Source organism: Streptomyces sp. NPDC058289 (assembly GCF_042880975.1).
GTDB classification, from domain to species: Bacteria; Actinomycetota; Actinomycetes; order Streptomycetales; family Streptomycetaceae; genus Streptomyces; species Streptomyces stoeckheimensis.
Genome location: NZ_JBHVYI010000163.1, coordinates 1 through 9799 on the forward strand (window position 1 = coordinate 1; position 9799 = coordinate 9799).

The following is a 9799-nucleotide window of genomic DNA, read 5'->3' on the forward strand; positions in this document are numbered from 1 at the left end:
GCCGAGGCCGCGGCCCGGGCCGAAGTCCTCGTCCTGATGGTCCCGTTCGACGGCGTGCAGGGGCTGCTGCCCCAGGAAGCCGTACGGGACAGCGTGCTGGTGGACGCCACCAACGCGTTCGACGGCCCCGGCAACGCCCGGGACCTCGGCGGCCGGGGATCCAGCGAACTCGTCGCCGAATGGTATCCGGGGACCCGGATCGTGAAATCCCTGAACACCATGCATTTCGAGACGCTCGCCGTCGCCGGCACCGCGCCGGGCCCGCGTCTGGCCCATTTCACGGCGGGCGACGACGGAAAAGCCAAAGAAATAGTCGCGGGAATCATCACGGATCTCGGATTCGCTCCCGTGGACACCGGTCCGCTGCACTCCGGAGGAATTCTCCAACAGCCCGGCGGGCCCCTCTTCAACCGGCCGCTCACGGAAGCGCAGGCGCTGGCATGGACCTCTCACTGAACGTCAACGGAAGACCCGAGCAGTTCTCGGCGCAGCCGAACGAACTGCTCGTGGAACGGCTCCGCGAGGGCCTCGGACTGACCGGCACCAAGGTCGGCTGCGACACCGGTCAGTGCGGCACCTGCGTCGTCCGGCTCGACGGCCGCTCCGTCAAGAGCTGCCTGATCCTCACCGCAGCAGCCGCCGGCTCCGCGGTGACCACCATCGAGGGGGTCACCACCCCCGGCGGTGAACTCACCGGCCTCCAGGAGGCCTTGCGCCAGGAGCACGGCACCCAGTGCGGCTTCTGCACCCCCGGGATGGTCATGGCCCTGGGTGAACTGGTCGACAACACGTGCGACCGCGAGGCCCCCACCGAGCCCGAGATCCGCGAGTGGCTCACCGGCAACCTGTGCCGCTGCACGGGCTACCACAGCGTCGTACGGGGCGTGCAGCGCGCCTGCTCCGCCGCCCGCGCGGACGCCCCCGCGCAGCCGGCCACCGCCGCCGCGTCCGGACAGGAGGGGTGACGGAGATGACCACAGTGACGGGGGAGACCTCGCCCCAAGGGGGCGGCGTGCTCGGACAGCCGCTGGACAGCCGTGAGGACCCGCAGCTCCTGCGCGGCGAGGCCACGTACGTGGGCGACATCGACCTGCCGGGCACCGCCCACATGGCGATCCTCGGCAGCCCCGTGGCCCACGCGAAGATCCTCTCCATCGACACCAAGGCCGCCGAGCAGCTGCCGGGCGTACTGAAGGTGGCCACCGCGGCCGACTTCACCGACGTCATGCCGCTGCCCTGCATCTGGATACCCGGCGGGGTCGAGAGCCACTTCCCGCCCCACCCCTACGGACTTCCCGGCTCCCGCCCGGTACTGTCCGGCGACACCGTGCGCCACGTCGGCGACCCCATCGCCGTGGTCGTCGCCGAGACCCCGCGCCAGGCCGCCGCGGCGCTCACCGCCATCTCCGTCGAGTACGAGCCGCTGCCCGTGGTGACCCGCGCCGACGAGGCCCTCGCCGAAGGCGCCCCCCAGCTCCACGAGGCCGTCCCCGGCAACCTGAACGCGTACTGGACCTGCGGCGACAAGGACCGCACCGACGCGGCCATCGCCGCTGCCGAGGTCACCGTCGACCTGGACCTGGTCAACCAGCGCACCATCAACAGCCCCATCGAGCCGCGGGGCGCGGTCGGCGACTACAACGCAGCCACCGGCGAGTACACGCTGTACGCCTCCACCCAGGGCCCGCACAACCACCGCTTCCTGCTCTCCGCGCTGGTCCTCGGCATCCCCTTCAACAAGCTCCGGGTCGTGGCCCCGACGGTCGGCGGCAGCTTCGGCACCAAGGGGTACCTGTACCCCGACATGCCGCTGGTCCTGCTGCTCTCCAAGGCGCTCGGCCGGCCCGTGAAATGGGTCGACACCCGCACCGGCCTGATGAACTCCACCGTCCAGGGCCGCGACCACCGCCAGCACGTGACCCTGGCCGGCACCCGCGACGGCCGGATCACCGCCGCGCGCTGCACGAGCTACGCCAACCTCGGCGCCTACCCCTCCACCATCGGCCCCGGCGTCGCCACCGCCCTGATGGGCCGCTCCATCAGCGGCATGTACGACATCGACGCCGCCTTCTGCGAGGTCTACGCCGCCTTCACCAACACCGTCTCGCTCGGCGCCCAGCGCGGCAGCGGGCGCGCCGAGGCCGCGTTCCTGATGGAGCGGCTCGTGGACCGCTACGCCTCCGAGATCGGCATGGACCCGGCGGCGGTGCGCCGCAAGAACCTGGTGCCGAAGGAGAAGTTCCCGTACGACAACGGCCTCGGCTGGACCTACGACTCGGGCGACTACCAGCTCAACTTCGACCGGGCCATCGAGCTCTCGGGCTACGCCGACATGCCCGCCCGCAAGACCGAGGCCCGCGCCCGCGGCAAACGGCTCGGCGTCGGCATCGCCTCCTACGTGGCGATCTGCGGGGTCGGCCCCTCCACCCGGATGTCCAAGGAGGGCATGCTCGGCGGCACCTGGGAGAGCGCGAACATCCGCGTCCACCCGACCGGCGAGGTCACCGTCACCGTCGGCTCCGCCTCCACCGGCCAGAGCCACGGCACCGTCTTCGCGCAGGTCGCCGCCGACGAACTCGGCATCGACCCGGCGCAGGTCCAGGTGTACGAGGGGGACACGCTCAAGGCCCCGTACGGACAGGGGACTTACGGCTCGCGCTCCTACAGCATGGCCGCGCCGGCCATCGCCCTCACCGCCCGGAAGATCAAGGCCAAGCTGGTGAAGGCCGGGGCCGTCTTCCTCGGCGTCCCCGAGGACAAGGTCGTCTACGCGGACGGCAAGGTCTTCGAAGAGGGTCACGAAGACGACACCGAGAACACCAAGACCTTCGCCGAGTTGGCGATGGCCATGTGGTACGGCTGGGGGCTCCCGCCCGAGATCGAGCCCGCCCTCGACGAGACCACCCACTTCGACCCGCCGGACTTCAACTACCCCTTCGGGACGCACGTCGCGGTCGTCGAGATCGACGAACTGACCGGCGAGACCGAGGTGGTGGCCTACACCGCCGTCGACGACGCGGGCAACATCGGCAACCCGAAGATCGTCCTCGGCCAGATCGAGGGCAGCATCCTGCACGGCCTCGGCCAGGCCCTCATGGAGCACGCCGAGTACGACCCGGACGGGCAGCTCGTCAGCCGCGACCTGAACCACTACGCGCTGCCGCGCGCCATCGACGCCCCCTTCTTCACCCTCGACAAGACCACCACCCCCTCCCCGCACAACCCGCTGGGAGCCAAGGGCGCGGGCGAGATCGCCACCGTGCCGCCCGCCGCGGCCGTGGTCAACGCCGTCGTCGACGCCCTGTCCGACCTGGGCGTCCGGCACATCGACATGCCCGTCACCCCCGAGAAGGTATGGCGCCGCCTGAGAGGGGAATCCCAGTGATCCTCACCGAGTTCGACTACGTACGCCCCGTCGGCCTCGACGAGGCCCTGACCCTGCTGGCCGGCCGCCCCGGCGCCCGCGTGCTGGCCGGCGGGCAGAGCCTGCTGCCCGGTCTGCGCACGGGAGAGGACCGGGCCTCCCTGCTCGTCGACCTCCGCCGGCTCGAAGAGCTCCGGGGGATCGAGCGGACACCCGCCGGGATCCGGATCGGCGCCCTGACCACCCTGGCCGAACTGGCCGCGGACCCCCTGGTGCTGGCCGAGGCGCCGGAACTCGCCGCCGCGGCCCGCGCCAACGGCGACCCCCAGGTCCGCAACCTCGGCACGGCCGGCGGCAACCTCGCCGCCACCGGCCGCGCCACCGACCTGCCCGTCGCCGCCATAGCCGCGGGAGTCACGGCCGAACTGGCCGGTCCCGGCGGGGTATCGACGCTCTCCGCCGAGGAACTGGCCGCCTCCGGCGTCCCGGCGAGCACCGTCATCACCGCCCTGCTCGTCCCGGCCGCCGGCCGCGCCGGCGCCTTCGAGAAGACCGCCGACCGGGCGACCCGCTACCCGGTCTGCGCCGCCGCCGTACGGATCACCCCCGACGGGCCGCGCATCGCGGTCACCGGAGCCACCGCCCGCGCGCTGCGGCTGCGCGGGGTCGAGGAACGCATCGGCGAGGGCCCGTACACCACCGAGAACGTGCTCGCGGCCTTCCGCGCCGAACCCCGGGAGCTGTTCGTCCCGGGGCGCGGCACCTCGGCCGAGTACCTCGGCCACCTCGCGGGCGTACTCACCGCCCGCGCGCTCACGAGGGCCGTGCAGGCACCCGCCTGACCGCCCACGACGGGGGAGTTGAAGCAGTGGAACCGTTGCCCACGACAGCACGGACCGCGCCGTCCGCGACCACCACGGGGGTCACCTTGCATCCAGCCGCCGGCCCCGCAGACGCACCGGGAAGCTCCGGCTTCTGGGTGGTGGGCGCGGTCCTCGTCCTGCTGATGCTCTCCTCCTCCGTCCCCTCCGCCCTCTACGTGCTCTACCAGCAGGAGTGGGGCCTGTCCTCCGGCATGATCACGGTGGTCTTCGCCCTGTACGCCGTCACCGTCCTCGCCGGACTCCTGCTGTTCGGCTCGCTGTCCGACACCCTCGGCCGGCGGCCCGTACTCGCCGCGGGGCTGGTCCTCGCGATCGTCTCCATGGGGCTGTTCGCCTCGGCCGAGGGGCTCGGCCTGCTGCTCGCCGCCCGCGCCGTGCAGGGGCTCGCGGTGGGCCTGGCCACCGGGGCCATGGGCGCCGCCCTGCTGGAACTCGCCCCGCGCTCCCGGCCCGCGCTCGGGGCCCAGGTCAACAGCGCCGGGCCGACCGTGGGCATCGGCCTCGGCGGCATCGGGGCCGGGCTGCTGGTGCAGTACGCGCCCGCTCCGACCGTCCTGACCTACCTGCTGCTCGTGGGAGCCTTCGCCGTCTCGCTGGTCGGCGTGGCCCGGATGGCGGAGAGCGCCCCGGGGCGGGCGGGCGGCAGCGGCGGGCGGGACGGCAGCGCACCAGGCGGCAGCGGCGGGCCCGGCGGCGGCGCACCGGGCGGTGGCCGGTTCAAGATCACCCCGCACCGGATCCACATCCCCGCCGCCGTGCGCGGCCGCTTCGCCGTGCTGATCCTGACCATCGTGGCCGTCTGGTCGGTCGGCGGCTTCTACCTCTCCCTCGGCCCGCACCTGGCCCTCTCCCTGCTCGAGAGCGCCAACTACCTCGTCGGCGGCGCCACCGTGGCCCTCCTCGCCGGCGCCGCCACCGCCGCGCAGCTCTTGCTCGGCCGCACCGAGGCGCTGCGCACCGCCGTCCTCGGCCTGTTCGGTCTGCTCGGCGGGCTGGCCCTGGTGCTCCTCGCGCTCGCGCTCGGCTCGGCCCCGGTGTTCCTCGTGGCCACCGCCGTGCTCGGAGCCGGCTGGGGCGCCGCCTTCCTCGGCTCCTTCCGCGCCCTGAGCGCACTGGCCGAGCCCGCGCACCGGGGCGAACTGACCGCTGCCGTCTACGTGTTCGCGTACCTCGCGATGAGCGTGCCGGCGGTGCTCGCCGGACTGCTCACCAACATCCACGGGCTGCACCGCACCTCGGTCGGCTTCATGGCCACCGTCGCCGCGGTGTGCGCACTGGCCCTCGTGGCCACCCTGCGGCTGGCCGCCCGGAACAGGACGCAGGGGAGCACCGCATGAGCGGGGCCCCGGGCACGGCCGCGCTGCGCACCGCCCTGCGCGGGCTGGAGATCTTCGAGGGCCTCACCGAGGAGCAGCTGGACTGGCTGGTTTCGGTCTCCGAACCCCGGGTGCTCGTCGACGGCGAGGTCCTCTTCCGGGACGGGGAGGAGGCCACCGGCTTCCACGTCCTGCTCTCCGGTGGCCTGGTGGTGACCAAGGTCGTCGACGGCCGCGAGGAGGTCCTGACCCGGCACTCCACCGAGGTGGAGAGCGCGGCAGCCGAGGACCACGACGGCAAACCCTCGGCCGCGCACCGGTTCACCGGCGAGCTGCCGCTGCTGACGGACGGGGCGTACGTGGCCACGGCCGCGGCGAGCGGTCCGGCCACCACCGTGGTGGCGTACGCGAAGCCGGTCTTCTTCGAGATGCTGACCCGCTGCCACGGGGTGGCCGCCGTGCTGATCCCCGTGCTGGCCTGGCGCATCAAGTCCTCCGAGGTCCAGGCCCGCAAACGGGCCACCGTCGAAGCGCTGGGCACCCTCGCGGCCGGCCTCGCGCACGAGCTGAACAACCCCGCCGCCGCCGTGGCCCGGGCTGCGCAGGAACTGGCGCCCGCCCTGGACCAGCTCACGCGCACCGCCCAGGTCTGGGGCGCGGCCGCCACCGACGCCGAGCGCTCCGTGTTCGACCAGCTCGCCGACGAGCTGGACAAGGTGGCGCCGCCGGTGGTCACCGATCCCCTGGCCCAGGCGGACGCGGAGGAGGCGATCGCCGACTGGGCCGAGGAGGCGGGTGCGGAGCGGGCGGGATTGCTCGGCTCCGGGGTCTCCGACCTCGGGCTGGAGCTGGGCGGGCTGCTGGAGCGGCTGGAGGGGGTCGGCGAGCGGGCCCTGCCCGCGGCCCTGGACCACCTGGCGGCCCTCCTGGAGATCCGCTCGCTCGCCGCGGAGCTGCGGGCGGCCGGTCCGCGGATCTCCCAACTCGTTTCGGCGACCCGGGATTACGCCAATCTCGACCGGGCCCCCGAGCAGCGCTTCGCCGTGACCGACGGGCTGGAGAACACGCTGGTCGTGCTGCGTGCCAAGCTCGCGGGGATCGGGATCGTGCGCTCGTACGACCCGGACCTCCCCGAACTGACGGGCTATCCGAGCGAGTTGAACCAGGTGTGGACCAACCTGGTCGACAACGCCGCGGCGGCCATGGAAGGCGCCGGAACCCTCACCCTGCGCGCCCGGGTCGAAGGCGTCTGTCTGGTGGTGGAGATCGCCGATACCGGCTCCGGCATCCCCGAGGAGTCCCTGCCGAGGATCTTCGAACCCTTCTACACGACCAAGGACGTGGGCAAGGGCACGGGTCTCGGTCTGCACCTCAGCTACCGCATCGTGACCCAGCGCCACCACGGCTCGATCACGGCCCGCTCGCGCCCGGGGGAGACCCGGATGACCGTCCGGCTGCCGCTGGCCGGGACCGATCCGTCCTGCGCCGTGCCGGCCGTGGATCCCGTAGATCCCACGAGTCCCACCGATCCCACCGATGCCACGGATCAGACCGATCCGACGGATCCATCCCCATCGAAGAGCTGAAAGGGAGTCGACATGCCCAAGTACGACATCTCCACGCTGCACCCGGTGTTCGTCCGGCAGATGGACGCGCTCGCCGCCCTGGACATCGAGGCGGTCATGAAGAACTACACCGACGACGCGGTGCTGTTGCGCTTCGAGGGCGTCTCCGTCGGCATCGACGCGGTGCGCGAGACGTTCACCGGATACCTGACGGTGAAGCCCACCCTCGTGGAGCTCCAGGAGTACGTCGAGACCGACGACACCATCTTCTACCGGGCGATCATGAACCTGAACGGCGAACCGGAGCACGCGTTCGGGACGCTCGTCGTCCGCGATGGCCGGATCTGGCGGCAGACTGCCGGATTCGGCGGCTGATTGCGGAAATCTGGGTAGCGTGTGCGGGGAGGGTGAGGATGCACGCCCTCCCCGTATGTGCGACAGCCGTAGATATATGCAAGAAGCGTGAAGGGGAGGTCATGGAAACGGAAACCGGCCGGGTCGAGGCATTCAGTGATGGCGTATTCGCGGTCATCATCACCATCCTTGTCCTGGAATTGAAAGTTCCGGAAGAAACCGGATCCGACTTCTGGCACGGAGTGCGCGAGCAGTGGCCGCACTACGCCGCCTATGTGGTGAGCTTCCTCATCATCGGCGTGATGTGGGTGAACCACCACACCATCTTCAGTCACATCAAGCGCGTCGACCGTCCTTTGCTGTTCCTGAACCTCCTGGTGCTGATGGTCGTGTCGGTGGTCCCGTACACGACCAATGTGCTCGCCGAGCACCTCATGGAAGAAGGCGGGTCGGCCAATGCGGCGGCCGTCCTCTACAGCCTGCTCACCGTGGCCTACGCCTTGGCCTTCCTGGCCTTCTGGTGGTACGTCACCCGGGTCGGACACCTCTTCCACGATCAGGTGGACAAGGCCGGCGCCCGAGCCACCAGGGTCCGCTTCGGTCTGGGTGCGATCGCCTACCCTTTGACCGTCGTTCTGGCCTTCGTCTCCGCTCCGCTCACTCTCGTCGCACACTTCCTGATCGCGCTCTACTATGCGGCGAACCAGATCCCCATCCCCCTCGTGGTAGAGGAAGAGCGGCTCGAAACTGCCAGCGACCTCAGGAAGTAGCCGCCGGGACCTACGGCCGTTATCCGCGGTCAAGTAGGGTATTGGATCTAGCTGGTCGCGGGGGAGGCCCAGATGGCTCGCGTAGTCCTGCCGGAGGAATCCACGAAGGAAATCTCCGAATTGATCGACGTTCTGATCTCGCTCTTCTTCGAGTCGTTACCTCGGCGGGACCAGCGAAACTGGGCCCGCGTATACCTGAACGGCCTGGTGCGGACCAACGGCAAGAAAACAATTCGTAACATCGCCGGAACCGGGGCCAGTTCCGTCGAGCAGAGCCTCCAGCAGTTCATCAGCAAGTCCCCCTGGGACTGGACCCCCGTCCGCCGCTCCCTCGCCCAGCACCTCGAACGCACCGCGCAGCGCCCGCTGGCCTGGGTGGTGCAGCCCATGGTCATCGAGAAGGCCGGCGACCGATCGGTCGGTGTGGGGCGGCAGTTCGTCCCCCAGCTGGGCCGCACCGCCAACTGTCAGCAGGCCAGCGGGATCTGGCTCACCTCCAGCGATGCCGGCTTCCCCGTCGAATGGACCCTCACCCTCCCCGGGCCCTGGACGGCGGAACTCCTGCGGCGCCGGCGGGCCGGGATCCCCGACACGGCACGCTCGCTCACCCCCGCCCAGGACGCGATACACGCGGTCCAGCGGATGGCCGCCACCTGGCAACTCCAGCGCAGGCCCGTGGTGATGGAAGTCTCCAACAGTGAACTGCCGCAGTGCATCGAGTCGTTCGCCCTGCAGGACATTCCTTTCGTATTCAAGGTGGACGGCACCCTGCCCGTCTCCTTCGGCGGAGCGGGCCGGCACAAGCCCGGCCCGCACACGGCGCCGGCCCGCGAGCTCATCGACTCCCTGCGCTCCCAGCGGCGCGTCGTCGAATGGACCCGGCACGGCCGCGCCGAGGGAGCGGTCACCCTGCTCACCTCGGCCGCCATCTTCGCCACCCCCGGCGAGGACCGCCTCGTACCGGCCCCGCCCACCCCGCTGCTGCTCGTCGGGGCCTGGACCGAGGCGGCCCTGCTGCCCTCGGAGTTCTGGATCACCAACATCGGAGACCGGCCGCTCGCGCAGCTGTTCCTCCTCGCCAAACTCACCGACCGGGTCGCGCTCGACTTCACCGAGGTCTGCGAGCCCGCCGGAATCCGCGATTTCGAGGGCCGCTCCTTCCGCGGCTGGCACCACCACGCCACCCTCGCCAGCGTCGCCCACGCCGCGATGCTGCTGGGCGCGCGCGGACGGGGGCCCCACCCGTCACGACCCGAGCCGTACCCCGGCCCGGTCCGGACCGCCCCCACCCGTACGGTCACCGCCGCCCACGCCGCCGGACCTCCCACGCTGCCGCCGAGACCGGTCATCCCCGGGCAGAGCCCGCGCCGCGAGTACATCCGCTGATGCTCGACATCGCCGAAGAACTACGCGCGTGGTGTGCCGCCGGACGGGACTTCGCGGTGGCCACGGTGGTCGCCGTCAGCGGCAGCGCACCGCGCGGCCCGGGCGCCTCTCTGGCCGTCGACACCGGGGGCGCCGCGCTCGGCTCCCTCTCCGGGGGCTG

Annotated in this window: 10 protein-coding genes; all 10 read left to right on the plus strand. The window is 71.4% G+C overall.

The window, feature by feature from the left end:
• The coding region (locus tag ACFVX6_RS39760) for an NADPH-dependent F420 reductase (protein ID WP_389699465.1) at positions 1-456 on the plus strand (456 nt) is incomplete at its 5' end.
• Complete coding sequence (locus tag ACFVX6_RS39765) at positions 441-965, plus strand: (2Fe-2S)-binding protein (protein ID WP_389699466.1); 525 nt, start codon at positions 441-443, stop codon at positions 963-965. The genes ACFVX6_RS39760 and ACFVX6_RS39765, both read left to right, overlap by 16 nt.
• Before the next feature lie 5 nt (positions 966-970).
• Positions 971-3385 carry a xanthine dehydrogenase family protein molybdopterin-binding subunit gene (locus ACFVX6_RS39770; RefSeq protein ID WP_389699467.1) on the plus strand — a complete coding sequence of 805 codons (2415 nt, stop codon included), beginning with the start codon at positions 971-973 and terminating at the stop codon, positions 3383-3385.
• Entirely contained in the window at positions 3382-4206 is an 825-nt protein-coding gene (locus tag ACFVX6_RS39775; protein WP_389699468.1) for an FAD binding domain-containing protein, read from the plus strand. Before ACFVX6_RS39770 ends, ACFVX6_RS39775 begins: the two co-directional genes overlap by 4 nt.
• Positions 4207-4241: 35 nt before the next feature.
• Positions 4242-5585 carry an MFS transporter gene (locus ACFVX6_RS39780; protein WP_389699469.1) on the plus strand — a complete coding sequence of 448 codons (1344 nt, stop codon included), beginning with the start codon at positions 4242-4244 and terminating at the stop codon, positions 5583-5585.
• Positions 5582-7150 carry an ATP-binding protein gene (locus ACFVX6_RS39785; protein ID WP_389699470.1) on the plus strand — a complete coding sequence of 523 codons (1569 nt, stop codon included), beginning with the start codon at positions 5582-5584 and terminating at the stop codon, positions 7148-7150. Before ACFVX6_RS39780 ends, ACFVX6_RS39785 begins: the two co-directional genes overlap by 4 nt.
• A 12-nt stretch (positions 7151-7162) precedes the next feature.
• Positions 7163-7504: a nuclear transport factor 2 family protein gene (locus tag ACFVX6_RS39790; protein ID WP_243334431.1), complete on the plus strand. Its 342-nt coding sequence runs from the start codon at positions 7163-7165 to the stop codon at positions 7502-7504.
• 101 nt (positions 7505-7605) lie between these two features.
• Positions 7606-8253 (plus strand): TMEM175 family protein, encoded by a 648-nt coding sequence (locus tag ACFVX6_RS39795; RefSeq protein ID WP_250741394.1) that lies wholly within the window; start codon positions 7606-7608, stop codon positions 8251-8253.
• A gap of 72 nt (positions 8254-8325) precedes the next feature.
• Entirely contained in the window at positions 8326-9639 is a 1314-nt protein-coding gene (locus ACFVX6_RS39800; RefSeq protein WP_389699471.1) for an IS701 family transposase, read from the plus strand.
• On the plus strand, positions 9639-9799 hold a 161-nt coding region (locus ACFVX6_RS39805; RefSeq protein ID WP_389699472.1), incomplete at its 3' end, for an XdhC family protein. The genes ACFVX6_RS39800 and ACFVX6_RS39805, both read left to right, overlap by 1 nt.

Bases quoted from the DNA above. Each gene is read 5' to 3' on its own strand.
- ACFVX6_RS39765 (WP_389699466.1), top strand. From the start codon at position 441: ATGGACCTCTCACTGAACGTCAACGGAAGACCCGAGCAGTTCTCGGCG.
- ACFVX6_RS39770 (WP_389699467.1), top strand. From the start codon at position 971: ATGACCACAGTGACGGGGGAGACCTCGCCCCAAGGGGGCGGCGTGCTC.
- ACFVX6_RS39785 (WP_389699470.1), top strand. From the start codon at position 5,582: ATGAGCGGGGCCCCGGGCACGGCCGCGCTGCGCACCGCCCTGCGCGGG.
- ACFVX6_RS39790 (WP_243334431.1), top strand. From the start codon at position 7,163: ATGCCCAAGTACGACATCTCCACGCTGCACCCGGTGTTCGTCCGGCAG.
- ACFVX6_RS39795 (WP_250741394.1), top strand. From the start codon at position 7,606: ATGGAAACGGAAACCGGCCGGGTCGAGGCATTCAGTGATGGCGTATTC.
- ACFVX6_RS39800 (WP_389699471.1), top strand. From the start codon at position 8,326: ATGGCTCGCGTAGTCCTGCCGGAGGAATCCACGAAGGAAATCTCCGAA.